Source organism: Myxococcus sp. SDU36 (genome assembly GCF_030168875.1).
Lineage (GTDB): Bacteria > Myxococcota > Myxococcia > Myxococcales > Myxococcaceae > Myxococcus > Myxococcus vastator.
In genome coordinates this window covers 6,217,275-6,242,501 of record NZ_CP077414.1, presented here as the reverse complement: position 1 = coordinate 6,242,501, position 25,227 = coordinate 6,217,275, and the positions used below count along the sequence as shown (strand labels likewise).

16 protein-coding genes are annotated in these 25,227 nt (G+C 69.1%); 8 read left to right on the top strand and 8 right to left on the bottom strand.

Translation table 11 applies throughout. The annotated features are described in order from the left end of the window. Window positions 1–30: 30 nt before the first annotated feature. The gene (locus KGD87_RS25240; protein ID WP_284663189.1) at window positions 31–702 is read right to left on the bottom strand and encodes a hypothetical protein; all 672 of its coding nucleotides are present in this window, start codon (window positions 700–702) and stop codon (window positions 31–33) included. Between the two features lie 411 nt (window positions 703–1,113). Between KGD87_RS25240 and KGD87_RS25235 the strand changes: the two genes are divergently transcribed. Further along, complete coding sequence (locus KGD87_RS25235; protein ID WP_284663188.1) at window positions 1,114–5,040, top strand: two-component regulator propeller domain-containing protein; 3,927 nt, start codon at window positions 1,114–1,116, stop codon at window positions 5,038–5,040. Window positions 5,041–5,057: 17 nt separating this feature from the next. On the opposite strand, the gene KGD87_RS25230 is transcribed toward KGD87_RS25235, so the two are convergent. Further along, window positions 5,058–6,032 (bottom strand): PDR/VanB family oxidoreductase, encoded by a 975-nt coding sequence (locus KGD87_RS25230; RefSeq protein WP_284663187.1) that lies wholly within the window; start codon window positions 6,030–6,032, stop codon window positions 5,058–5,060. A 276-nt stretch (window positions 6,033–6,308) separates the two neighbouring features. Here KGD87_RS25230 and KGD87_RS25225 point away from each other — a divergent pair, with 276 nt between their 5' ends. Then, entirely contained in the window at window positions 6,309–6,944 is a 636-nt protein-coding gene (locus KGD87_RS25225; RefSeq protein ID WP_284663186.1) for a hemerythrin domain-containing protein, read from the top strand. A gap of 170 nt (window positions 6,945–7,114) precedes the next feature. Next, the gene (locus KGD87_RS25220; RefSeq protein WP_284663185.1) at window positions 7,115–7,861 is read left to right on the top strand and encodes an SIMPL domain-containing protein; all 747 of its coding nucleotides are present in this window, start codon (window positions 7,115–7,117) and stop codon (window positions 7,859–7,861) included. A 45-nt stretch (window positions 7,862–7,906) separates the two neighbouring features. Here the strand turns inward: KGD87_RS25220 and KGD87_RS25215 are convergent, their stop codons facing one another. After that, on the bottom strand, window positions 7,907–9,880 hold the full coding sequence (locus tag KGD87_RS25215; protein ID WP_284663184.1) for a hybrid sensor histidine kinase/response regulator: 1,974 nt from the start codon (window positions 9,878–9,880) through the stop codon (window positions 7,907–7,909). Window positions 9,881–10,408: 528 nt separating this feature from the next. Between KGD87_RS25215 and KGD87_RS25210 the strand changes: the two genes are divergently transcribed. After that, window positions 10,409–10,819 carry a hypothetical protein gene (locus KGD87_RS25210; protein ID WP_284663182.1) on the top strand — a complete coding sequence of 137 codons (411 nt, stop codon included), beginning with the start codon at window positions 10,409–10,411 and terminating at the stop codon, window positions 10,817–10,819. A gap of 34 nt (window positions 10,820–10,853) precedes the next feature. Here the strand turns inward: KGD87_RS25210 and KGD87_RS25205 are convergent, their stop codons facing one another. The 5 genes from KGD87_RS25205 to KGD87_RS25185 form a co-directional block, all read right to left on the bottom strand. Beyond that, on the bottom strand, window positions 10,854–13,871 hold the full coding sequence (locus KGD87_RS25205) for a putative Ig domain-containing protein (protein ID WP_284663180.1): 3,018 nt from the start codon (window positions 13,869–13,871) through the stop codon (window positions 10,854–10,856). A 163-nt stretch (window positions 13,872–14,034) separates the two neighbouring features. Beyond that, window positions 14,035–16,011 carry a lipoprotein TP_1001-related protein gene (locus KGD87_RS25200; RefSeq protein ID WP_284663179.1) on the bottom strand — a complete coding sequence of 659 codons (1,977 nt, stop codon included), beginning with the start codon at window positions 16,009–16,011 and terminating at the stop codon, window positions 14,035–14,037. Window positions 16,012–16,130: 119 nt separating this feature from the next. Then, a complete protein-coding gene (locus KGD87_RS25195; protein ID WP_284663178.1) occupies window positions 16,131–17,549 on the bottom strand; it encodes an IgA Peptidase M64 in 1,419 nt (472 codons plus the stop codon). 156 nt (window positions 17,550–17,705) lie between these two features. Beyond that, window positions 17,706–19,196 (bottom strand): PEGA domain-containing protein, encoded by a 1,491-nt coding sequence (locus KGD87_RS25190; RefSeq protein WP_284663177.1) that lies wholly within the window; start codon window positions 19,194–19,196, stop codon window positions 17,706–17,708. A 66-nt stretch (window positions 19,197–19,262) separates the two neighbouring features. Beyond that, a complete protein-coding gene (locus tag KGD87_RS25185; protein ID WP_284663176.1) occupies window positions 19,263–21,077 on the bottom strand; it encodes an Ig-like domain-containing protein in 1,815 nt (604 codons plus the stop codon). Between the two features lie 366 nt (window positions 21,078–21,443). On the opposite strand from KGD87_RS25185, the gene KGD87_RS25180 reads away from it, so the two are divergent. The 4 genes from KGD87_RS25180 (at window position 21,444) to KGD87_RS25165 (ending at window position 25,226) form a co-directional block, all read left to right on the top strand. Further along, window positions 21,444–22,448, top strand: coding sequence for an SDR family NAD(P)-dependent oxidoreductase (locus tag KGD87_RS25180; RefSeq protein ID WP_284663175.1), 1,005 nt, complete (start codon window positions 21,444–21,446; stop codon window positions 22,446–22,448). Between the two features lie 83 nt (window positions 22,449–22,531). Continuing rightward, window positions 22,532–23,539, top strand: coding sequence for a diacylglycerol/lipid kinase family protein (locus tag KGD87_RS25175; protein ID WP_284663174.1), 1,008 nt, complete (start codon window positions 22,532–22,534; stop codon window positions 23,537–23,539). A 71-nt stretch (window positions 23,540–23,610) separates the two neighbouring features. Further along, window positions 23,611–24,300 (top strand): NUDIX hydrolase, encoded by a 690-nt coding sequence (locus KGD87_RS25170; protein WP_284663173.1) that lies wholly within the window; start codon window positions 23,611–23,613, stop codon window positions 24,298–24,300. A gap of 122 nt (window positions 24,301–24,422) precedes the next feature. After that, window positions 24,423–25,226: a protein phosphatase 2C domain-containing protein gene (locus KGD87_RS25165; protein WP_284663172.1), complete on the top strand. Its 804-nt coding sequence runs from the start codon at window positions 24,423–24,425 to the stop codon at window positions 25,224–25,226. The last annotated feature ends 1 nt before the right edge of the window (window position 25,227 follow it).

Sequence of the window (25,227 nt, the reverse complement as noted above, 5' to 3'; positions counted from 1 at the left end):
GCGCTCCGCGTCGTGACGGACGCGGAGGGCTCACGGCGCCAGCCGCGCGCCGGCGACGGGGCAGTCGGCGACGAGCGCCTTCGCCTCGGCGTCTCCACTCCGGGCGTTGCGCGCCGCGCGGTCCAGGGACGTGCGGCACTGCCACGTCAGCTCGCGCGTGCCATGGCAGCAGTGCCAGCCCGTCAGCGTGCGGCCCAGGTACTGGAGCATCTCCGTCTTGGTGGGGGTGACGAGCAGCCACACCGCGCCCGCCAGCACCGCCAGCCAGGGCAGTTGGAGCGCCACGCCCTTGAGGCGGGGGCCCGCGCCGGGAACGACGGGCTCCGCGTGGAGGCCGAGCAGCGTGTCCAGGGGACGGCGCATCAGCACGGCGTTCAGCAGCAGGTCCAGCGGCGTGGTGAAGGCGCGGGCCAGGCCGCGGAGCAGCCCGGGCGCGCGCTCCGCGTGCACCAGCCTCACCCCGGCCACCTGTCGCCAGAAGGTCCGGCCCGTCACCCCGCCCACGGCGGACGCGGTGAGCCACGCCAGGGCCATGGCCAGGGGCATGGATAGCGGGGTGCGGTCCTGCTCCAGCGCGCGCAACGCGCCCCATCCCACGAGGACGGACGTCCCCAGGTCCAGCACATCCGCCACCCACAGGTGCCACTGGTACCGCGCCTGCGTGGTCACCTGGTCCGTCGCAAACAACGACCCGTTGCTCATCCACCCTCTTTTCGGCGCGCGGAGCATAGACCGGACAGGAGGACGTGCGCCTCATGGCTCCACCGGGTTCGACCGGGGGACACCCGGGGTGTCGCATTCCCGCAGTGGCGCGGTGGCGGCGTGGCTCTCATCTTCACCCCTGCGCGACGCGTCGGAGGCCTTCGCCACCACCGGGGCCTCCTCGCCGGGCGCGCAATGGCCAAGGCCATGACGGAGCCGGGGGTGCGGTTCCCGGCTCCGCAGGTGGTGGCGGGCGCGGCGGCAGCGGCGGGGGGAAGTCGGTGGGGCTGTACAGGGGGAGGAGGCCGGTCCCCCGCCGCTGTCGCCAAGACTGTTCACTGAACGTTCCACCCCCGGTGAATTCGGGGGCGTGTGGCCTCTGGGCCGTTTCTGCCGGACACTGCGGGCGGCATGCGCACTCTGGGGCAGCGAGCCCGCGCTCTCGAGCGGGGGTTCATTGGGTGGTTCTTCTTCGTGGGGCTCGTCCTGGCGCCGCCGGGCATGGCCCTGGACCCGCAGCGTCGTGTCTCGCAGTACAGCCAGGACACGTGGCGCAGTGATGACGGGCTGCCGCAGAACAGCCTGCTGTCCATGGTGCAGACGCGCGACGGCTACCTCTGGCTGGGCACGTGGGAGGGGCTGGCCCGCTTCGACGGCGCGCGCTTCACCGTGTTCGACAAGCGCAACGCGCCGGAGCTGCGCAACCACACCATCAAGGCGCTCGCGGAGGACGCGTCGGGCACGCTGTGGATGGGCACGGGCCAGGGGCTGGTGGCGTACCGCAAGGGACGCTTCGAGCGCGCCATGGGGGCCGCCGCGCCGCTGGATTCCGCGCGGGTGGAGACGCTGGTGGCGGCGGATGGCGTGCTCTGGGTGGGGACGACGACGGGCCTCTGGCAGGTGCCGCTGGGCCCGGGCGTGGCGCGCCAGTACACGGTGGCGGATGGCCTGCCCGCCTCCCACATCACGGCGCTGACGCCCGGGGAGGGCACGTCGCTCTGGGTGGGCACGCCCGAGGGGCTGGCCCGCTGGGTGGACGGGCGCGTGGAGCCTGCGCCGTTCCCCTTCCCCGGGCCCCAGCCCCGCCCCTACGTGATGGCGCTGCGCCGCGATGCGACGGGCGTGCTCTGGCTGGGGACGAAGGCGGGCCTCTATTCGTGGAATGGCGTGGTAGCCTGGCGCTTCACGACCGATGAAGGCCTGCCGTCCCTGTCCGTCAACGCGCTGTACGCCGACGGTGACGGCAACCTCTGGGTGGGCACGCATCGCGGCGGCCTGACGCGGCACAACGCGAAGGGCTTCAGCGAGCCGGTGCCCGGCATGCAGTGGATGGCGGAGTCCGCGGTGCTGTCGCTGCTGGAGGACCGGGACGGCCACCTCTGGGTGGGCACCTATTCGGGCCTGATGCGCCTGCGTGACGGCCCCTTCGCCACGTATGGCATCCCCGAGGGCCTGACCGACGAGACGGTCAGCGCCGTGCTGGAGGACCGCCGCGGCACGCTGTGGCTGGGGACCACCAGCGGCCTGTTCCGGTACGAGAACCGCACGTTCCACCACATGGGCGCCGAGCAGGGCCTGCCGGAGAGCGTCATCCCCGCGCTGCACGAGGCACCCGACGGGACGCTGTGGGTGGGCACGCTCTCCGGCGCCTACCGGTATGACGGCCAGCGCTTCACGCGGGTGTCGCGCGCGCAGGGGCTGCCGCACGACGTGGTGACGGCCATCCTGGTCGACTCGCGGGGCGACACGTGGCTGGGCACGCAGACGGGGCTGGCGCGGATGCATGGCGGCGGCGTGACGGTGTACGGCCCGAAGCAGGGCTTCACCAACCCCATCATCGTCATGGTGGAGGACACGCGCGGCCGGGTGTGGTTCGGCTCGGACACGGGGCTGGCGCGCTGGGACGGCGAGCAGCAGGGCTTCCAGCGCTTCACGCAGCAGGACGGGTTGCCGGGCGACCTGGTGCTGGCGCTGCACGCGGACCCGGACGGCACGGTGTGGGTGGGCACGGAGACAGGGCTGGGCCGGTGGCGCGAGGACACCTGGGCGCGCTTCACCGTCGCGCAGGGCTTGTACGACGACGCGGTGTTCAGCCTGGTGCCGGACGGGGACGGCTCGCTGTGGATGAGCAGCAACAAGGGCGTGTCCCGCGTGTCCCGGCGCGACCTGGAGGACGTGGCGGACGGGGTGCGCCCGCGCCTGACGACGCTGGACTTCGACACGCGTGACGGCATGCGCAGCGCGGAGTGCAACGGCAACACGCAGCCGTCGGCGTGGCGGGGGCAGGACGGGCGGCTGTGGTTCACCAACCTGCGCGGCGCCATCGTGGTGGACCCGGTGCGGGTGCGCGCGAGCCGGCAGCCGCCCGAGGTGCGGATTGAAGAGGTGCGCGTCCAGGGCACGCCGGTGCCGGTGGAGGGGCCGGTGGAGCTGGAGCCCGGGGCCGCGCGGCTGGAGATTCGCTTCACGGCCTTCACGCCGGTGGACGCGGCGCGGCTGCCCTTCCGCTACCGGCTGAAGGGGCACGACGACACGTGGGTGCACGCGGAGGCGCGGCGGGCGCTGTACAACGGCCTGCGGCCGGGCAGCTACCGCTTCGAGGTCCAGGCGAAGGGCCGGGACGGCGGGTGGACCGAGCCGGTGTCCCTGGACGTCGTGCTGGAGCCGAGGCTGTGGCAGCGCACGGGCTTCTGGCTGCTGTGTGTGCTGGGCGTGGGGATGCTGGGCGTCAGCGTGTACCTGCTGCGCGTGGGGCAGTTGAAGGACCGCGAGCGGTGGCTGGCGGAGCGCGTGAGGGACCGCACGCAGGCGCTGGCGCGGGCCAACGCGGAGCTGGAGGCGAACATGCGCACGCTCCGGCAGGCGCAGGCGCAGCTCGTGCAGACGGGGCGGCTGGCGGCGGTGGGGCAGCTCGCGGCGGGCGTGGGGCACGAAATCAACAACCCGCTGGCGTACATCGTGTCGAACCTGGAGCACGCCAGCGAGGAGGCGGACGCGCTCGCGCGGGAGCTGGACGGGACGCGCGACGTGGGCGCGCGCTTGAAGGACGTGAATCAGGCGCTGCGTGAAGCGCTGCTGGGCGCGGACCGCGTGCGGCGCATCGTCCAGGACTTGAAGATGTTCTCCCGGCCGGATGACGAGAAGCAGGGGCCGGTGGAGCTGCACGCGGTGCTCGACTCGGCGGTGAAGATTGCCATGGGCGAGCTGCGCCCGCGCGCGAAGCTGGTGCGCGACTACGGTGACGTGCCGCGCGTGGAGGGCAACGAGGCGCGCCTGGCGCAGGTGTTCCTCAACCTGCTCATCAACGCGGCGCAGGCGCTGCCGGAGGGGCAGGCGGAGTCGAACGAGGTGCGGCTCGTCACGCGCAGGGGCGCGGATGGGCGGGTGGTGGCGGAGGTGCGCGACACGGGCAGCGGGATTTCGCCGGAGCTGCTCGGCCGCATCTTCGACCCCTTCTACACGACGAAGCCGGTGGGCGTGGGCACGGGGCTGGGTCTGTCGCTGTGCCACGCCTACCTGACGGCCATGGGCGGCACCATCGCCGTGGACAGCGAGGCCGGACGGGGCTCGGTGTTCCGGGTGATGCTGCGCGCCGCGGCGGAGGCGCAGCGGGCCGGGGGCGACGGTGCACAGGTGGAGTCTCCCGCGACGACGGAGCGAGGCGTGATGGCGTCCACAGCGCCCGCGACTCCGGCGACTTCGGGACACCTCGCGGCGCCGCTCGACGTGTCCGCGGACGGCCGGGTAACGGATTCCGACGCACTGGCGGCAAGCCAGGAGAACGGAGAGCGGATGGCTTCGCGGGACGCCAGTGTCACCTCCGGCATGTCACTGTCATCGGACGTGGGCACCGGGGGCTCGGACCCGGGAGGGCTGGGGACCGCTGACGCTCCGACGCCCCAGGCCGCTCCAACTCCAGCACCTGCCGAGGCGGCAGCGCGAGGCCGCGTGCTGGTGGTGGACGACGATGCCCTGGTGAGCGGCGCCATCCGCCGCACCCTCTCGCGAGAGAACGACGTGGAGGTGCTGGTGAGCGCGCGGCGAGCCCTGGAGTTGCTGACCGGGGCAGAGGCCCGTTACGACGTAGTGCTCTGCGACCTGATGATGCCGGAGATGACCGGGATGGACCTGTACGACGCGCTCGCGCAGGTGGACTCGCGAGCGGCGGAGCGCATCGTGTTCATCACCGGCGGCGCCTTCACGGTCACCGCGCGGACGTTCCTGGAGCGCGTGGGCAACCCGCGCGTGGAGAAGCCCTTCGACCCGGAGGCCCTGCGGCAGTTGGTCCGGTCCGAAGTGGCGCGTGCTCGCCGGGAGGCGTCGGGCCGGGCGGCATAGCTCCCGGCCCGGCCGTGTCAGAGGTCCAGCACCAGCCGCTTGGAGCGGGCGCGTGACACGCAGACGAGCATGCGCTGGTCACCCGCGGGCTCCGTCTGGAAGAAGGTATCGCGGTGGTCGGGCTGGCCATCGCAGACCCGCGTGACGCAGGTGCCGCACGTCCCGGCTTCGCAGTCACTGGGGATGCGCACCCCATTGCGGCGCAGCACGTTGAGCACCGACTGCCCGGCGGGCACCTGCAGCACCTGGCCCGTGCTGCGGAGGGTCACCTCGAAGCCCTGCTCCTCCCGGCCCGTGGCGGCGCGGGTGCCCTCGGCGGTGAAGGATTCGAAGTGCACCTTCTCCCACGGCCAGCGGTGCAGGGTGGCCGCGTCGCGCACGGCGTTCATCAACCCCGCGGGACCGCAGCAGTACAGCCGTGCCCCCGGCAGCCGCGTGGCCAGCAGCCCCTTCACGTCCAGGCCCCGGGCCGGGTCTCCTCCGTCGAAGGAGAAGCGCACGCGCTCGGCGAAGGGCGCCTGGGCGAGCAGCGCGTGGAAGGCGGCGCGGCCGGGCGCGCGCGCGCAGTAGTGCAGCGTGTAGTCCGCGCCGGTGCGCTGGAGCACGCGCGCCATGGACAGCATGGGGGTGATTCCAATGCCTCCCGCCACCAGCACGTAGCTGCGCGCGAACAGCAGGGGGAAGTTGTTGCGAGGCGCCTTCACCTCCAGCACGTCCCCCTCGTGTACCCGCTCATGCATGGCGTTCGAGCCCCCGCGTCCCTTGGCGTCGCGGGCCACGGCGATGACGTAGCGGTGAGTCTCCTCCGGGTCGTTGCAGAGGGAGTACGCGCGCAGGAAGTCTCCCGGACCTGGGACGCGGACCTCCAGGTGGGCGCCGGCCTCGAAGGGGAGCAGGGTGCCTCCCTCCGCCGCGGCCAGCTCATACGACAGGATGTCCTCGGCCTCGCGAGTCACGCGAGCGACCCGGACGCGCAGGATGTCATTCACCACGGTGCCCTCCCTTCCCCAGTCCCACCAGCGGCGCACCCCATTCCCCCGGGGTACGGTGGCACGGACATTGGCCCGCGAAACGCCCCCGGGTGATTGCCCGCGAGTCCCGGAGCCCGTCGCATCCTCGGCGGCGCGGCGGGTTGCTCGTGGAGCGGCCGTGCGACCAGGCCGTCCGTGCGCCGCCCGCGCATCCCAGCGGCGTCATCCCCACCATGCAGGACATGCCGCGCTGCGCCAGGAAGCCAGCGGCCAACGAACTCTCAGGGAGGTGCGTCCATGGATGCCATCGCGTTGCTGAAGGCGGACCACAAGACGGTGGAGCAGTTGTTCCGGAAGTTCGAGAAGGCGGGCCCCAATGCCCACAAGTTGAAGCGTCGGCTGGTGGACCAGCTGGTCACCGAGCTGTCCGTGCACGCCGCCATCGAGGAGCAGGTGCTCTACCCCGCGGTTCGTTCACGCTCGGAGGGGTTGGGGCCGAACGTGCTGCGCTCATTGGAGGAGCACCACGTGGTGAAGTGGCTGCTGGCGGAGCTGGACGGCATGTCTCCGGAAGCGGAGCGCTTCGACGCGAAGGTGCAGGTGCTGATGGAGAACGTGCGCGCGCACGTCCTGCAGGAGGAGAACGAGCTCTTCCCGGCGCTGAAGAAGGTCTTCCGTCCGCAGGAGCTTCGGACGATGGGTGACGTGTTGGAGATGTCGCGGAAGGCGGCGCCCACGCGGCCGCATCCGATGGCGCCCGATACGCCGCCCGCCAACCTGGTCGCGGGCGCGGTGTCCGCGGTGATGGACATGGGCCGGGATGCGCTGAGGGCCGCGCGGCGCAAGGCCACCACGAAGGTGCGCTCGGTCGCGAGCCGGGGCCCCCGCCAGGTGGTGCGTGAGATGACCGGCGCCGAAGCCGCCAGTCCGTGACCTTCCGCCGGGACACGCTTCCGGCGGGTCCGGCGCTCCTTCTTCCCAGCGGGGGGAAGGAGCGCTCCGGGCGCGGACCCGAGGAAAGTGAATGTCACCCGGTGACGGCCGTTCCAAGGGGGCAGGACGTTGCAGTACGAATCGCAGCGGCCCATTCCTGAGGAGGCCTCATGTTCGCTCGACCTGTTCGACCCCTGTTGCTGACCGCGATGTTGCTCACGGGCCTGACGGCCTTCGCGCAGCCACAACCCGTCTCCGCGCCGCGTGCGCAGGCCCCCGCGGGCGTGCGGACGATTCGCGTGGAAGGCACCGGTGAGGTGAAGGCGCAGCCCGACGAGGCCTTCATCGACGTGGCGGTGGAGACGCTGGCGGCGAACGCGAAGGCGGCGGGCGAGCAGAACGCAAAGCGGATGGAGAAGGTGATTGCGGCGCTGACGTCCGCGGGCATCGCGCGGCGGGACATCCAGACGCGCAACTATTCGGTGTACCCGGAGTACGCGCCGCCGCTGCCGAACCAGACGGAGCCGAAGCTGAAGGGCTACCGGGTGAGCAACCTGGTGAGCGTCCACGTGAAGGACCTGTCGCGGGTGGGGAACCTGCTGGACCAGGCCCTGGCGGCGGGCGCGAACCGGGTGGACTCGGTGCGCTTCGGGTTGAGCCGCCAGGATGCGGTGCAGGGCGAGGCCCTTCGGCAGGCGGTGGCGCGGGCGCGCAAGTCGGCGGAGGTGTTGGCCGCGTCGCTGAACGTGAAGCTGGGCGCGGTGCTCGACGCGAGCACGGTGACGGAGCCGCCGCAGCTCTACCCGGCGCGCTTCGCGATGGCCGAGGCGGCGGATGCCCGCGCGATGTCCACGCCCATCCAGCCCGAGGAGCAGGCGGTGCAGGCGAAGGTGACGCTCGTCTTCGTCATCGAATAGTCCGAGGGCCGTCGGGGGCTGGCCCGTGCCCCCGATGCGCCCCGCTCAATGCGTGGACTCCGGCGGGTGTTCCGGCTCTGGGCTCGCCGCCGCCCGCCGTGGCAGCGTCACCGTGAAGGTGGTCCCCTCTCCTGGCGCGGAGCTCACGTCGATGTGCCCCTGGTGCGCGTCGACGACCGCCTTCACGATGAAGAGGCCCAGCCCCACGCTGCGGCTCGCGACGTCCACCTCGTCGGTGCCCCGCTGGAGCGGCTGGAAGAGGTTCGGAAGGTGCTCGGGGGGAATGGGGGGACCTTCGTTGTGGACGCTCAGCGTCACCTGGTCGCCGTCTCCCTCGAGCGTCACCTCGATGGGCGCCTCGGGCTGGCCGTACTTCACGGCGTTCGTCACCAGGTTCTGAATCACCTGGGAGAGCCGGTCCGCGTCCCATGCGCCCTGCCCATCGCCGCTCGTCACCACATTCACGTGGGCGGAAGGGTGGGCCTCTTCGACCTCCTGCACGGCGGTCCGGACGAGCGCATGGATGTCGATGGGGGTGCGCTCGAGCCGGATGCCGCCGCCCAGCCGGGCCTGGGTGAAGTCGAGGAGCTCCTTCACCATCCGCACGGCACGGGAGGCCGACGCGTGGATGCGGTCCACGCTCTTGAGGGCGTTTGGCTCCAGGTCCTCGGTGCGCTTCAGCCGTTCCGTCCCCAGGAGGATGGCGCCCAGGGGATTGCGCAGGTCGTGGCTCACGATGCCAATGAGCTGCTGTTCGAACTCCGCCTGCTCCTGGAGCCTCCGCGCGTGCAGCTCCCGCTCCTGCTCCAGCTTCCGTTGCGCCGTGATGTCCTGGAGGAGCGACACGTAGCCAGCTCCGGGTTGTCCCGGCTCACGGTGCGCGATGAAGGACATCTTCACGTCCCGTGTGCCTCCGAAGCGATAGGGGACGTCATGCTGCTCGAAGGAGAAGCTCTCTCCCGCCAACCCTCGCTTCACGAAGGGGCTCAGCACGGCGTAGGCCGCCTCGCCGATGATGTCTCGAATCTTCTGGTTCCGGAGTTGTTCCTGCGACAGCCCGAACCAGTCCTCATACGCTCTGTTGACGCGGCCGTAACGCTCGTCCGCGCTGACGAACGACACCAGGACGGGGATTGCGTCGAGCAGCATGGCCTGCTCCGCCTCACTGGCGCGCAGCCGCTCCGTGAGGGCTTCGTTGCGCTGGCGCACCTGGGTCTGCTCGGTGACGTCACGGAAGATGAGCACGGCGCCAGCGAATTCATGTGGCCCCGTGCGAATCGGCGCGGCGCTGCCCTCGATGGGGACCTCTGTCCCGTCCTGACGGACGAGCAGCGTCGGCCCCGCGAGCCCCGGCGCCGTGTCCAGCGCGGGCGCCAGCTTGATGGGCTGCCGGCTGGCGGCGTCGATGATGCGAAAGACCTCCTCCACGGACCGCTGCCGGGCGTCCGTGGTGCGCCAGCCGGTGATGCGCTCTGCCGCGGGGTTGAGGAGGACGACGCGTCCGACGCGGTCCGTGGTGATGACGGCGTCAGCGATGCTGGAGAGCGTCGTGGACAGGTACGCTTCGCGTTCTCTCAGCCGCTCGCCTTGGGCATGGATGCGCATGAGGCTGGCGACTCGGGCGAGCAGCTCCGCGTCGTGCAAGGGCTTGGCGATGTAGTCGTTGGCGCCTGCCTGCAACCCTTCCGTGAAGTCATCGTGGGTTCCCCAGGTGGAGAGCATCAGGATGGGGAGGGTGACATCATCGTAGTGCTCGCGGACGTAGCGGCACGCGTCCAGGCCCGAGATGCCCGGCAACTGCCAGTCCAACAGGAGCACCTCGGGAGGCTGCCCCAGGGACAGCCGCTCCAGCATCTGCTCGGCGTTGCTGAAGGTCTCAATCGTGTAGTGCTTCGACAGCAGCTCGCGGGCGTGCGCCAGTTGCGTGGGGCTGTCGTCAACCAGCCACACGCACGCCGAAGGCGCGGCCTGCGTCGGGTCAGCCTTCAGGTCGTGGAAGTGGGCCGCTGTCTTGCTCACGAGTACGGGGACCGGGTGCTCAGGGAAGCGCTACCAGGCGAAAAAATAGGCAGGGCCCGGCAGGTACGTCGAATTTGCAAGCCAAGGGCGTCTGCTCTCCATCCCGCTCGTCCTTGGGACGCAAGATAAACAACGGATGGCGCTCATGGCGGGCCCAGGGCTCCTGTTCGGGACAGCCATCGGCTGGGTTCGCGGTCAGTGCATCCATGCCGGGAGAGGGGCCGTGCGACGGAGCGTTCTACCGCTTTCCTGGCCGGCACCAAGGCGCACCTTGGGAAGCGCTGGGTTCTCTGCCGCCAGGGCCATCCGCATGTTGAGGAAGAGACAGGGGGCGGCCGGTGTGGGCCGCCGGTCGTCGCGATGAACTTCCACACGCGGGGGCACAAGCGCATGAGGGCAACGCGTGGCTGGAGGCGGGTGGCATTCGGGCTGTTCGCCGTGTGGCTCGGTTGCGGCCAGCGGAGCGAGGACCGCGGGCCTCCGTCCGCGAGCGAGCGAGAAGGCCGCTCCGATGTCCTTCGAAATCTCATGGCCTCACGCGAGCGGCCCCCAGCGTCCGTGGCGCCCGGCTCCGGCGCGCTTCCCGTGGGGACGCTGGGGACAGGGCAGGGCGGCTCGGGGAGGCCCGAGCCCACGGACCAGCTCCATGGCCGCGTGGAGTGGGTGGGCGACAATGAGCTGCTCATCCGCGGCAATGACGGCGTGGAGTACGACGTCGGAGTGGATGAGCAGACCCGGCTCTACATGAAGGGCGAGCCCGTCATGGGCCTGCGGGAGTATCGCGAGGGAGACGAGGTTCGCGTCACCTGGGGCGAGGGTCCCGGAGGCCTGGTGGCGCACCTGGTGGACGGGATGCCGGGGCCCGGTGCCGAGCCACCGCGTCAGCAAGAGTCAGCCCCCCGCGAGGCCCCCGGCTCGCCGCTCGATTCACTGCGCTGAAGCCGAGGTTGGGGGCGCCCTTCGCGGGAGCGGGTCAGAACGCTTGTCCGTTCACGCGGAGGCCCGGGGACGAGCTGAGACCCGGGGTTATCAGGTGGTGGTAGTCGAACGGCGCGTCGGGCGTGGCGTCGGGGGACCGGTTGAAGGAGATGTTGTCGGAGGTGCCTCCGTAGGACATCTCATCGACGTTGCTCCCATCGGGCGCGAAGAGCCTGACGACGTCGCCGTCGTTGTTGAGGCCCAGGCCACCCGAGGAGGCGGCCACGGTATCGGGCGTACCGGCAGGGAAGCCTCGAACGCCACCAAAGACGACGACGACCCGGCCGGGAGCGAGCGTGGTGCCGGAGGTGAAGACATGCCGCACGGCTGCGGAGTCCGACAGGCTCCAGCCGGACAGGTCCGCGGTCGAGGTCCCCGCGTTGTATACCTCGATGAACTCGTAGTGGGTGTCAGGCACTGTCTGCCCGGGCGGGATGGGCTCGTTGGGCAGGACTTCGTTGATGATGAGGTTCGGCGGGAGGTCGGGGTCCGTGCCGCCGCCGGAGTCTCCCAGTTCGTAGCGGCTGATGACGGGATAGTGGTCGCTGACGATGTTGCCGTAGTTGGGAATCCACGCGTCCGGGCGCAGGATTTCGACGGAGCCTGACAGGTAGTCATCGGCCAGCTCGTTGGAGGCGAGCGTGTGGTCGATGACTTCGCGATATCCGACGGTGGTCCGCAAGCCAAGCCGGGACAGGGGCTCGGTGATGAAGGTGTAGCGCTGGGTGTCGGCCACGAACGGAGCGAAGGGGCTGGGCAGATAGTCGCCGGTGCTGTCCCGGGTGATGGACTGGTCGACGTCGTCGTTCCAGTCGCCAATGACGAGCACGCGTTCGGTGGGCAGGGAGGTGTCGAGATACGCCTTGAGCGCGGCGCTGGCGCGTTGCCGCTGTCCGTAGGCGGTCTCGTCGTCGAACGCCTTCATGTGAAGGACGATGACGACCAGTGGCGTGCTCTCGCCTTGGACGGTCGTGGTGAAGTCCACGCGCAGGGGCGGGCGGCCACCGAAGTCCGCGTCATTCGCGGTGAGGATGAGCTGCGCCCCCTGGAGCGTGAGGGTGCTGTCGTAGAGGATGCCGGGCTTCTGCTCGCCGCTGCTGTAGTAGGCCGCGCCGTTGGGGACGAAGGATGTGTCATTGGCGAGGAAGCCATTGAAGCCGGGGAGCTGGGCCCTGAGGGTGGCGAAGTCCGCGGCGTCCACCATCTCCACCAGGCCCCACACGTTGGCGCCCGAGTCGCGAAGGATGTCGCGCGCATGGGCAATCTGAAGGTCGTCCGTCGTTCCGCCCTCCGAAGTGGAGTCCGGCGGGCCCTGGTTGGGGGCACCGAACCACTCGAGGTTCCAATGGCCCACCGTGAGGGCCGTGCCCGCGGTGCGCACGGTGAGGGTCAGCCCGCGCCACGCCGGCTGACCCGCGGCGTCCGTCACGGAGACAATGAACGTGGAGTCCCCTGTCTGCGTGGGAGTGCCGCTGAGGCTCCCTGACGTTGAGAGCGTGAGCCCCGAGGGCAGCGCCCCCGAGTCGACATTCCAGGAGAGCGGCGCCTTGCCTCCGGAGGCCTGCAACTGGGTGGAGTAGGGCACGTCCCTGCGGGCATCGGGCAGCGCCGTGGTCTCGACGGTGGGGCGTTCGTGGACGGTGAGGGTGAAGTCGCGTGTGCCCGTCCGTCCATTCGCGTCGGTGACGACGGCCTGTCCGCTGGTGGTCCCCAGCGCGGGCGGGATGCCCGAAAGCTGGCCGGAGGAGGAGAGCCGCAGCCAGGAGGGAAGGGGGCGTGCTGGCGCGAACGTGTACGGCGCCTTGCCGTCGGTGACGGAGTACGTGGCGCTGAAGGACTGCGAGACATGCCCGTCGAGTTGGAGCGCCGGGCCCGTCACCGACGGAGGCCGGTACACGGCCAGGTTGAGGTTCCGGGTGGTCACGCGCGCGTCGGCGTCGGTGACTTGGATGGTGAAGGAGAAGGTGCCTGTCGTGGACGCGGTGCCTTCGAGCAGGCCCGTGCTGGTGAGGCGGAGACCGGCGGGCAGCGAACCCGCGGTGCGCGCCCAGGCATAAGGCGCGCGTCCATCCATCACCTGGAGGGCCTGGCGATACGCGGCGTCGGTATAGGCGTCCGGCAGGGTGCTGGGGGTGATGGTGAGGCCGCCCTGGACGGTGAGGTGGAACGTGCCGGACGCCGCGCGGCCGTTGGCGTCCTGGACCTCGACGGTGAAGGACGCGTCCCCTGGAGCACTGGGCGTTCCACGCACGAAGCGGGCTTCCAGTTGGAGGCCCGTGGGCAAGGCGCCCGAGGTGATGCGGAACGTGAGCGGCGTGCGCCCGCCGACGGTGTGAAGCTCCGTGGAGTAGGTCGCTCCGAGCGAGGCGGAGGGGAGCGTGCCACCGTCCAGGAAGGGGGCGATGTATGCGGAGAACGAGAGGACGCGCTGGCTCGAAAGCCCGGTGTCGTCCTGCACGTGGACGGTGACGGAGAAGGTGCCGGCGCTGGCGGGGACGCCGGAGATGTGCCCCTGTGAGTCGAGGTTCACGCCCGACGGGAGGGTGCCCTCCGCGAGCGTCCAGGTGTACGGCGCCGTGCCGCCCGAAGCGTCGAGCTGAGCGGAGTAGCTCTCGCCGACGTATGCATCGAGAAGCGAGGACGACGCGATGTGCAGCCCGGCGTCGCGCACCTCGAGTTCGAACGTGGCGCGAACAGTCCGCCCGCGGGAGTCACGCACCTCCGCGTCGAAGGACGAGGTGCCAGCGGCTTGGGGCGTCCCGGTGATTTCGCCCAGCGTGGAGAGGCTGAGTCCGGTGGGCAGCGCGCCCTGCGTGACGCGCCAGGAGTAGGCCGGGGTGCCACCCGAAGCGGTGACCGAGCCGCGATAGAGCTGCGCGACGGATGCGGCGGGGAGCGTCTCCGTGGTGATGGCCAGTCCTGGGCCTGTGTCGTCAGTTCCGGGAGGTGTGGAGCCAGGACACCCGGTCAGCAGCAGCGCGAGGAGTGGAAGCAGGGCGAGATGGACGCGCATGAAGACTCCGGCCCGCGAAGGAGTCGGGCCCACGGATGAAAGGAGCGGCACTGTAGAGGCAGCCGTGACAACGGCGCACAGGGTTCCACCACACCCAGGGTAAAAAAAGGGCCGCGGCTCACGAGGAGCCGCGGCCCGGAGGCTTCATGTGGAAGCCGTCAGACTACAGGTTGGGCAGGCCCCACGAAGGAGCACCCACCGCCCAGTCGTCCTTGGTGTTGGTGTCGGTCGCGCTGATGCGGCGAACGCTGTTGCTCGCGCGCGTAACGCTGCCGGCCGACGCGGGGATGCCCGTCCAGTCCGCCGCGACCGCAGCGGCGGTCGGGTTGGAGGTCGTCGTGCAGGGGGCTCCACCGCAGTCCGCGGGGAGCCAGTGGCCGGCGGCCTGAATCGCCTGGATGTTGCCGATGAACGCCGCCGGTGGGGTGCCCGTCGTCCTGGCAAACGGGACCGCGTCCTGAATTGTTCCGGCGGCATCCTTCACCAGCAGGATCCGGCTGGAGAACGTAATCGCGTGGTCATCGGTACCTCGGAAGTCCCACGCCGTGTCGTAGCGTGTCGGCTCGGCGCTCTGGGGGATTTCATCCTTGGACTGCGTCTCCGACCGGAACGGGTTCTCCACAGTGTCATCGGGGTTGAGGTGCACCACGATGATATCGCCCGTCGCAACCGTCACATCCGGCAACTGGGCAAGCTCCAGGTCGCTGTTCACATCCTGCTGGAGGATGAGGCCAGCCGTCGTGCCGCCTGTGATGACTTCGAGCTCGACCAGGTCCTCGGCACTGGCCATGTTCGGCTGCACCTCGGAGATGCGGAGCACCGCGGCGGTGCGGAAACCTCGGAACGTCTGCGTGCTGGCTTCCGAAGCAACGGAGCCGCCCGCCAGGTCCGTCACGGTGTTCGCGACGGTGACGGAGTAGCTGGCGCCCGGGGCCTGCTCGCTCGTGGTCAGGAAGACCTGCTTACCCTCGACGCGGAACGCGGAGACCGTCAGGCCCTCGGTGAGGGTGAACTGCTCCTGCGCGTTGGTGATGCTTGCCGTGGAGATGTTGCGGCTGAAGTTCAGCACGACCTCCGTCAGCGACGTCGCCGAAGCCGACGCGAACGTCGGCGCGGCGCAGTTCGACAGGGTGAGGTCGGAAGCCGTGAACGCGGACGGCTGCGCGTTGGCTGCGAACCGCCAGATGGGGCCCGCGTTCAGCGTGAACGTGCAGCCCTGGGTGATGTCGAGCTCGGTGGCGAGCGTCGCGGGCACACGGAGCCGGAAGTTGGCGGCGCCAGCGGTGACACCCTCGGTGGTGATCTGGAAGCCGGAGTAGCCAGCGCCGATGCCGCTGGAGTCCGTGGCAATCGTGCCCGTCAGGTAGGTGAGCTCGGAATCCACGGCGTCCAGACCATCCACCAGCGTCGCCGTCGTGTCCGCGGAGCGGTTGACCGCGAGGCCGGCCGGCGTGGCCGTCGACTGACTCTGAACCGGGTGGCCCTGGCTGATGACCGTGGTCCCGGTGACGGTGACCGCGGAGCGCAGCCCGTCGGTGGTCGCCTTCGACGACACGGAGAAGCTGACCCGGTCACCCACGACGACCGCGGCCAGCGCCGTCGCGTCGCTCACGAACAGGGCGGGGCCCTGAGCCTCGGCCTGGACGAAGAAGCCGGGGAGCTCGCTGCTGCCCGTCACCGCGGGCTTGATGAACGTGACGAACGCACCCTCGATGGGCAGCGCGGGGTCGAGCGCGCCATCCGCCGCATCCCGGACCGCCTGGATCTGCGTGCTGGTCGTCGCCACCGGCGTGACGAAGCCCGAGTCCTCGCACGTGCTCGTCGTGGTGTTGCACGTCTCGGTCAGGGCGCAGGTCGCGTTGCTGGTGCAGCCCTCCGTGCCGGCGTCCGGGTCGGTCCCCGCGTCACCCTCACCGGCGTCAGGCTCGGTGCCCGCGTCTCCCTCGGTGCCCGCGTCCGAGCCCTGGGCGATGTCGCGCTGCTCGCACGTTCCGGAGTTGCAGGTCCACTGCTTGCCGTCGGCCGGCTGGCCCTTGTCACTGCGGCAGTCAAACTGGTCAACGCACTCGTCGCCACATCCCGTGCCCATCGTGACCATCACGGCCGTGACAATCGCCGGGAGCCAAAATCGTGTCTGCATGAGTTCCCCTCCATGGGAAGCAGGTTGTGTCCCCCTTACACCTGAACCGGAGGGCAATCCATTGTCCGGTCCATGCGACATCGGCATTTCACACAAGCCGCTTCCGGATTTTCAGGCGTTCAGGGATTGGCCCGAGGAGACCTGGCCGCAGGCCCGGAATACAGGTCGATGACCTCGGAGATGGCGCCCTGGCACACCGCGCAGAATGGAACGCGATCCCGAGTGAACATCACGCAGTCCACCTGTGGCCGGTAGTAGCCCTTCGACTCGTACATGGCGCCCTCGAAGGCTCCGACCCGGCCTGAGTACTTCTGTGAGGAAAGGAACTTTTCCTCCCAGTCCCGCTGGGCCAGGAAGAGCTTGTCCATGTCTGACTCGGGCTTTCGCTGGGCCCGAATCTGGCCGCGCTGCTTCTGCACGGCAGTGGCATGCTTTTCGTATCCAGCCTTGTTCCAGGGGGTAGGCAGAGGTGTTCCTGGTGACACCAGGTGCTTCCACTTCAGGTCTTCCGGGGCGTGGAGCGTGGTGACGTTCTTCTCCCAGGGCTCCAGGCGGTCCGCGGCGGGCGCGTAGACGGATTCAGAGGAGTAGTACTCGTCGGCCAGCCCGGCGAAGTGGTGGCCGAACTCGTGCACGAAGACGTAGGGCGCCCACAGGCTGTCCGAGGCCACGGTGCCATAGAGCCCGAAGATGCCGCCGCCGCCATAGGTGTTGCCGTTGACCAGAATCTCCACGAACTCGTAGGGCGCGAAGGCCGCTGCCTCGCGGAAGGCCTTGTTGTCGAAGGTGAGCACGTAGCGCTCACTGCCGAAGGCATCGTAGGTGGCGCCGATGGGCGAGCGCCGGTGGACGCCCGTCGACGGGCGGGAGATGCCGGACTGGGCCGCGGCAGGGACGAGCCCCCACACGTTGAAGTCCGCCTTGCGCTCCTTGAAGGGAGAGAAGGTGAAGAGGATGTCCACCATGTGCCGGGCATCCTTCTCGAACTTGGCGTGCTCGGCCTTCGTGTAGCCGTCACCCAGGATGAGCAGGTCGACCTTCTGTGCGGACGGCCCGTTCTCCAGCAACTTCAGCAGCGGGCCGGGCGCGGGAGGAGACGAGGGGTCGACAAACATGTCCTTCGGGTCGACGACCAGCGACCACACCTCGCGGAAGGCGTTCTGGGCATCCCGCTTCTTGAGGAGCACCTGCACGGGACGTTCGGGCGCGGGGAAGCGCAGCGACTCATGGAAGGTGCGATTGCTGCCGCGCGCCTCGTTCGTGATCTCCCACTCGCCGTAGATGGACGCGAAGCCTCGTGAGAAGAGGAGCCGGTTGTTCTCCCTGTCTCGGACCTCGAAGAGGTACTTGCCGAGGTTCGTCTCGTCGATGGCGCGTTCCGGGTGGCCGGGCCAGGGCAGTGGTTCGATGATGACCTTGTCGAGGCCAAACCGCTCCTCGGTGGCGTTCCCGGTGTGGAAGTAGTCGACCCGGAGGGTTTGGGGAGAGGCCGCGGAGGCGCTCGTGGCCAGCAGCAGGACGAAGAGGGCTCGCATCATGGGCGGCACTCTATGCGCCGTGGTGGCCCGGCGGTGTGTGTTGACGCGGCTCTCCTATCCAGCACTCGACGTGTCTGCTTGCCTGCGCGGGAGGTGGAATGACTCGGAGGCTCCACCTCTCGCGGAGTGCGTGTTCATGGATTCGTGAGTCGTGCGTCAGAACGAGCCGGACAGTGAGGCCGCCGCGCCGTGGCTGTCCGCGGAGAGTCCTACCGAGACGGGCGGTGCCGCGCTCGAATCGGGCGATAGGAGGTAGAGCACCGCGCCCGTGACAACCGCCGCGCTTCCTCCGATGAGCAACCCATTGAGGACGTTGCTCTTCTGGACCAGCGAGTCGCGGAGTCCCATCGCCTCCCTGTCACTGGACAGAATCCGGCCGTTGTCGAGCCGCTTCTCCAGCGCGTTCACGTCTTTCTGGGCCAGGAGGCGGACGACGCCCGCGCCACCGAACGCGGCCACGCCCGTTCCCAGCGCGACATACGAGGCCGTGCGGAGGCCGGAGGTGGAGCGTGCTCCGGACGCGGCGCCCTCTGACATGAGGTTGGGGGCAGTCAGGTCCATGCCGCCCGCGCTCCCGTTCCTGCCCCCGCTTCCGGGAGCGTCCCACGGGGCTTTTCCATCGGCGTTCATCACCACGAGGTTGGAGGGCGAGCGGCCGGTGGTGACGAAGTCGACCAGCGCCGCGAGTGCCTCGTTCGGAGCGTCTGTCCCCTGCGTCTTGAAGCCGCCTTCGCGGAGCTTCTGGCCTCCTTCGACATTGAGGACGGTGGCCGCGAACCATTTGGGGCCGCTGCTCGGGCGTTCGAGCCGGACGACGATGACCTCCTCCACGCCGAGCGTGCCGCCCAGCCGGACCGCATGGCTCAGCGTGCGCTCGTCGTTGCCGTCCGAGGCGGCAAGGCAAGGGAACGGGCTCGCGGAGACAGAGCCCTCATAGGCCACGTCGATGAGTAACGGCGTCTCAGTGCCCTGGACCTGGATGTGTCGTGGGAAGCTCGTGGTGTCGCCCTTGACGAGGGTGAGGTGGTAGGTGCCCGGGACTGCATCGAGCGACAGCGGCGTCTGGCCCAGCTTGAGCCCGTCCAGGTGCACGTCCGCGGCGGGCAACGTGGACTTCACGGATAGCTTCACCTTGCGTGTCTGGGCGAGTTCCTTCCGGAGCTTGTCGAAGTTCTGTCGAACGGACGGGGCGAAGAAGTCCGGGTTGAGCTGGTACTCGGGCTGGAGTCGCAGCACGTTGCGGAACGCTGTGTCGCTCTCCTTTTGCTTGCCCATGGCGCGGTAGTTGAGCCCGTGGAGGAGCTGGGCTTCGACGTAGAGCTTCCAGCGGGCGTCTCCCACGGGGAGCCGGGTGATCTGCTGCAGGGCTTCGTCGACGGCCTGGAGCGTCCTGGCGTTGCGGCCTTCGTAGAACTGGTCCTGGGCGGCTTCGAGCTGCCGCTGGAGGTCCTCGTAGCTCTTGGTGGACTGAGGGAAGAGCCGGTCGCTGAATTGGCTGGCGCTGAGCGTGTCCTGCTCGGGGCGCGAGGCGAGGGCTCCCAGGAAGGCCTTGGCCTGCCCGCTCAACTCCGCGTCCTTACAGTCCCCACTGGCCACCACCGTGCGGCGAGGGGCTGCGTAGGCTTGAGTCGACAGGAGAACAGCCACGATTGCTGGTGTGATCCTCATCTTTGAGTCTCTTTGATGTAGATGGCGGAGAGAGGGAAATCGTGGCTAACGGTTGCGGCGATAGATGATAACGTTTCTGGCTCCGTGGGCTACGGCGTCCACCCATGCCACAACGATATTTCCACGGGAGTCTACAGCCATGCTTGGTTTTCCGGATGGGTACTTGCCTGTATTTCTCTCATAGTGTCTGCTCCAGACTTGGTCCCAACGTCCCTCCATGCAGCGGTCAAGATTTATCAGTACTTTCTCGGAGTTGGACTCGCTCGACAGGACGAAAAGCCCTTCCTGTGGAGTGAACTTGGTCTCATGAATGCCTCTGTCACTCGTTGCAAGTTGTTTTGGGGGCGAGCCCAGCGAAGTCCAGTGGGTTTGAGACCATTCGCTAGAATGGAAATTCGAACGCGATGTGCCAGTTTCGGTGCTGGTCCAGGAGACAATGGGACGGTTGGCTGTTGAGAGCGCTAGTTTGAGGGTGTGGGGATAGTGTGTGTTTGTGTTGGTTGTTGTGGGGTCGCCCAGTTGTTCCCAGGCGTTTCCTGCCCAACGCCATGCGAGAGTACGGTTCTGGCTCCCGCCTGTGACGAATGTCACGAACGGGGTGTCATTTGCATCCAGTACCAAGGCCGGTCCGCTAGCTCCGAACGGAGGATCGTCTTGAAGCGCGGTGCCAAGGCGGTGCCACTGTTCTCCAGTCCACTGGTGGATATGTACAGCTTCTCCCTCAATGTCCTCTGGATCCATCGAGACTGCGATGATTGGATGCCCTTGGGAGGTGAGCTGAAGCGCGATAGCACGGGCATGAGGGCGCTCGGGGAGAATGCCTTGTTCTCCGCCATAGCGGACCCAGGCTGTTCCGTTCCAGCTGGCCACGTGGATGTAGTTGTTGAACTCCGCGCCGAGGTCTTCTATCCATGCGACAATAGGGGTTCCATCTGGGAGGAGTTGAATGCTGGAGCTGCCGATTGTGAATTCGATTGAGCTTGTCTTCAGTCCAGAGCCAAGCTGCTCCCAGCGACTGCCTGTCCAACGATTTACGAATAGATTCAGGTGGAGTCGCTCGTCCACGTGTTCTAAGCGAATAGTCAATACCGTGGGATGCCCATTCGCATCCAGTTGGATGTATGGCGCAATGTCATCATGAGGCCCTGACGGGCCCGATGGGTGAGGCGGATACGGCACGAACTCAGGAACAACCCAGCTCCACGCCTCCCCCAGATTCACGGCGGGATTCCCAGCCAGGTCCGTCACCGTCCCCGAGAAGGCCAGCGCCACGGTGCTCGGCGCGGTGAACGCCGTCACGGGGACCACCGTCACCGTCTTCCCGTCCTCCGACAGTGACACCGTGTGCGCCACGGCCACGTCGCCCACCGTCAGGTGCAGGGACTCCGTCGTCACGGTGCTCTGCTTCACGGGCTCGGAGAACTCGGCGCGGATGGGGCTCTGCACCCAGACCTCCTGGGCGCCCTGCTCTGGCACGCGCGACACCACCTGTGGCGGCGTCCGGTCCACCACCACCTCGCGGCTCGCGCTCACATACGCGACGTCCCCCAGCGCCGCGCGTGCCTCCAGCCGGTATGTCCCCTCCGGCTCACCCGCCGTGTCCCAGGTGTACGTGTACGGCGGAGCCAGCTCCGTCAACACCTCGCCGTCCTTCAGCAGCTCCACGCGGTCCGGCGTGTGGCCTGCCACGGCAAGCCGGACCTCGACCACGCCGTTCGTGTAGGCCGTTCCAGCCGGCGCGGTGATTCGCACCTCGGCCTGGGCGGGCTCAACGGCCGGCACGTTGATGCACGCGGACGCGCACAGGAGGACGACGGCCGCCATCCAAGGCGGCGGAAGGATGCGTTCGGGGATGTTCATGGCTCGCGGGCCGAGTGCAGGTTGTGTTCCGTTTCCTGCCCGACAGTCGCTCGCACATACCAAGCCCGCTCCGCTTCCTCCAACCCACCCGTGCTCCGCGAAAAGCCGAGCCATCTCCACCCCTTACCTTTGTGCAGCCCCGCCTCCACCTCCCGTGCGGACGCGCACCTTCGCGCCCCGTGCCCCGTCCCAGCGATGGACCCCCATCCCCGGCGGCGGTCTGCGACGTGGACCCTGCACCCGCTCTGCCGCCTGTCCTCCAACCAGGTGTGCGATGACCCGGTGCGTCGCTGTGTGCAATCGCCATCTTCGCGAGGGGGACTCAGGCCATGCGCTGGGGCTCGGCCCGGCAAGGAGGACGCGGACATGAAGCGAGCCTGGAAGAACCAAGTCGTCGTCGTCACTGGCGCGTCCAGTGGCATCGGTCGCGCCACCGCCTTGGCCCTGGCGAAGAAGGGGGCCCACGTCGTCCTGGCCGCCCGGCGCGAGGAGCCGCTGGAGGACCTGGCTCGCGAGTGCCAGGCGCTCGGCGTCCGGGCCCACGTCGTGCCCACGGATGTGTCGGACGTGGCCGCCGTGCAGCACCTGGCGGACGAGGCGCGCAAGGCCTTCGGCCACTTCGATGCGTGGATCAACAACGCGGGCGTCTACCTCATGGGCCGCCTCGAAGAGACGCCGGATGACGCCTTCCGACAAGTGATGGAGACGAACTTCTTCGGCACCGTCAGCGGCGCCCGCGCCGCCGTGGCCCAGTTCCGTCAGCAGGGCTACGGCACACTGGTGAACGTCTCCTCCACCTTCGGCACCGTCGCCGCGCCGTATGTCAGCGCCTACGTGGCCTCGAAGCACGCCGTGCGCGGCTTCTCCGCGTCCATCCGCCAGGAGCTGCTCGGCACCGGCATCGACGTGTGCACCGTGCTCCCCTCGGCCATCGACACGCCGCTGTGGCAACACACCGCCAACTACACCGGCTGGCGCATCCGTCCCGTGGAGCCCGTCTACACGCCGGAGCGCGTCGCGCGGGTCATCCTCGGGGTCCTCCGCGGCCCCAAGCACGAGGTCTTCGTCGGCCCCGCGGCGCGGAGCTTCGCCGCCATGCACGGCCTGCTGCCCCGCGCCTTCGAGCGCACCATGAAAGGCGTCACGGAGGCCCAGCACTTCGAGAAGGTGCGCCAGGGCCACACCTCCGGCACCCTCTTCCGTCCGATGGCGGAGGGGACGGGGACCTCGGGGGGCTATCATGCCAAGGGCAAGCAGTGGCTGCGCCGGCTGCTGGTCGCCGGGGGCGTGGCCGCGGCGGCGTTCTCCCTTGGAAAGAAGCGGGAGGCACGGGGGCTGAAGGCCCGTTTCGCCCATGCACTGGGAGTATGAGGGTCCATTTTGCGTCACGACGCGTCACCGGTTGCCGCGCCGTGACCGGGCCATGACAAAGCGTGGAGAAAGTCCCGCTCGCCATGAACAACATCGCCGTCCTCGTCAACCTGCGTGCACGCCGGGGCTCCGAAGGCATGGGGGGGCTGGTCCAGCGCTTCCTGCCCCGGGCTCGCGTGGCCCTCACCCGTTCGCTCGACGAGGCCCGTGCCTGGATTTCGGACACCCTCCGGCCCAATCCGCCCGCCCTCCTCCTGGCGGGCGGTGGTGACGGGACGATTACCGGGCTGCTCAACGAGCTGCGCACCGCGGGGGTGGCCCTGCCGGCCATCGGTGTCCTCCCCATGGGCACCGGCAACGCCTGGGCGCGCGTCACCGGCGCGCCGCGGCCCGCGGAGGCATTGAAGCAGATTGCCGCCGTGGGCGAGCGCCTGCCGCCCCTGCGCCCCTTCGCCCTGGTCCGCGTGGAGGGCAAGGTGGCCCCCTTCGCCGGCACGGGCTGGGACGCGGAGATGATTCAGGACTTCAAGAACCAGCTCGCCGCCTCCGGCCCGCTGCGGGGCACCCAGGCCGGCCTGCGTGGCTACCTGGGCGCCATGTTCACCCGGACGGTGCCTCGCCATGTCTTCGGCGAGGGCAACCCCATGGTGTCCGTCTACAACCTGGGCGACCCCGCCCTCACGGTGGACGCGCGGGGCTCCGTGCTGCCCGTGCCGCATGGGGACAAGGGCGCGCTCCTGTACCGGGGGCCCGCGGGCGTCGCCGGAGCGGCCACCACGCCTGAGTGGGGCTTCGGCTTCAAGGCCTTCCCCTTCGCGGAGGCGGTGCCCCACCGGCTGTCGGTGCGCGTCTATGGCGCCGGCGTGCTCGAGGCCACCCGGAACATGTTCCGCCTCTGGCGCGGCGAGCATCCGCTGCCCCAGATGCACGACTGGTTCGTCCAGCGCCTGCGCATGGACTTCGACCGGGAAGTGCCCTTCCAGATGGGCGGCGACGTCATCGGCATGCGGCGCTCGCTGGAGTTCGACCTGGCCGAGGAGAGCGTCCAGCTCGTCGACTGGCGTCAGCTGTCGCGCATGGTCCGGACCTAGCCGCGCGGGCCCGGCCGCCACCGCCGTCCCTGACTTGACCCGGGTGTGTTCCGGACCCTATTCGGGGAGCCGTGAGCTACACCTATGAGTACCCGAGGCCGGCGCTGACGGTGGACTGTGTCGTCTTCGGTCTGGATGACGAGGACCTGAAGGTGCTGCTCATCCGCCGAGGGGTGGAGCCCTTCTCCGGGCGGTGGGCGCTGCCGGGGGGCTTCGTGCGGATGGAGGAGTCGCTCGACGACGCCGCGCGCCGGGAGCTGGGGGAGGAGGCGGGCGTCCGGCCGAACCACCTGGAGCAGCTCTACACGTTTGGCACTCCGGGGAGAGACCCACGCGGGCGCGTCGTCACGGTGGCGTACTTCGCGCTGGTGAAGCTCAGTGACCACGTGCCGCATGCGGCGACGGATGCGCGGGACGCGGCGTGGTTCTCCGTCTGGGATACGCCGAAGCTGGCCTTCGACCACGCGGACGTGCTCGGAACGGCGCTGCAGCGGCTCAAGGGCAAGGTCCGCTATCAGCCCATCGGCTTCGAGCTGCTGCCTCCCAAGTTCACGCTGACGCAGCTCCAGCGGCTGTACGAGGTCATCCTGGAGCGGGAGCTCGACAAGCGGAACTTCCGCAAGAAAATCCTCGCCATGGACCTGCTCGAGGAGCTGGACGAGGTGGAGCAGGACGTCTCCCACCGCGCCGCGCGCCTCTACCGGTTCGACCACAAGAAGTACAAGCAACTGGAGAAGGCGGGCTTCAACTTCGAGCTCTGACCCTTCGCGGGCTTGAGGGACGCCCGGGCACCTCGTTGCATTTACATCGTGTCGTTCGGACACTATGTTTGTGTCACTTAGACACGAACATCGGTTCAACCCGGGTTCGCGACGGGAGAGCCATGTCCACGCTGCCCTTCGATATCGCCGCTGCCTCGGTGCCAGGCCGGGAGCACGCCCGAGCGGGTCGCAACAACCAGGATGCGCTGTGCATCCGCGCCAGCGAGCATGGCCTGGTGGCCGTGGTGACGGACGGCTGTGGCAGCCAGCCCTGCAGTGAGCTGGGCGCACAGCTGGGCGCGCGCAGGTTGGCGCAGGCCGCGCTGGTGCGGCTCGCGGACGGTGGGCGCGTGGATGGGCCCACCTTCCTCCCAGGCCTTCGTGAGGACGTGTTGTGCCTGCTCAGTGAGCTCCGGGCGGACCTGGGGCGGGAGGTGATGGGGGACCTCCTCTTCACCGTGGTGGGCGCGGTGGTGACGCCCACGCTGACGCTCGTCTTCTCCGCGGGAGACGGCCTGTGGGCGCTCAATGGCGAGGTGCATCCGCTGGGGCCGTTTCCGGGGAACGCGCCGCCCTATCTCGCCTATGCGTTGACGCACGGTGAGGACGTCGCGCTGACCGCGCGGGCCCTGGTGCCCACGGAGGAGGTCCACGCGCTGCTGCTGGGCACCGACGGTGTGGCGGACCTGGAGCGGCTGGCCACCACGCGCATGCCGGCGGGGGACGAGCTCGTCGGCCCGCTGTCGCGGCTCTGGACGGAGGACCGGTACTTCGCCAACCCGGATGCCCTGCGCCGCCGGCTGGCCTTGCTCAACCGAGAAGCCGTGCGCGCGGACTTCGCCTCCCAGCAACTGGCGCGCACGCCGGGCTTGCTGCCGGACGACACCACGCTGGTGGTGCTGCGCCGCCGCATGGGGAGGGCGTGAG

Coding starts and splice junctions, on each gene's coding strand:
- KGD87_RS25240 (WP_284663189.1), bottom strand. CDS start 702: ATGAGCAACGGGTCGTTGTTTGCGACGGACCAGGTGACCACGCAGGCG.
- KGD87_RS25220 (WP_284663185.1), top strand. CDS start 7,115: ATGTTCGCTCGACCTGTTCGACCCCTGTTGCTGACCGCGATGTTGCTC.
- KGD87_RS25235 (WP_284663188.1), top strand. CDS start 1,114: ATGCGCACTCTGGGGCAGCGAGCCCGCGCTCTCGAGCGGGGGTTCATT.
- KGD87_RS25175 (WP_284663174.1), top strand. CDS start 22,532: ATGAACAACATCGCCGTCCTCGTCAACCTGCGTGCACGCCGGGGCTCC.
- KGD87_RS25180 (WP_284663175.1), top strand. CDS start 21,444: ATGAAGCGAGCCTGGAAGAACCAAGTCGTCGTCGTCACTGGCGCGTCC.
- KGD87_RS25225 (WP_284663186.1), top strand. CDS start 6,309: ATGGATGCCATCGCGTTGCTGAAGGCGGACCACAAGACGGTGGAGCAG.
- KGD87_RS25185 (WP_284663176.1), bottom strand. CDS start 21,077: ATGAACATCCCCGAACGCATCCTTCCGCCGCCTTGGATGGCGGCCGTC.
- KGD87_RS25195 (WP_284663178.1), bottom strand. CDS start 17,549: ATGATGCGAGCCCTCTTCGTCCTGCTGCTGGCCACGAGCGCCTCCGCG.
- KGD87_RS25165 (WP_284663172.1), top strand. CDS start 24,423: ATGTCCACGCTGCCCTTCGATATCGCCGCTGCCTCGGTGCCAGGCCGG.
- KGD87_RS25210 (WP_284663182.1), top strand. CDS start 10,409: ATGGCCTCACGCGAGCGGCCCCCAGCGTCCGTGGCGCCCGGCTCCGGC.
- KGD87_RS25200 (WP_284663179.1), bottom strand. CDS start 16,011: ATGCAGACACGATTTTGGCTCCCGGCGATTGTCACGGCCGTGATGGTC.
- KGD87_RS25205 (WP_284663180.1), bottom strand. CDS start 13,871: ATGCGCGTCCATCTCGCCCTGCTTCCACTCCTCGCGCTGCTGCTGACC.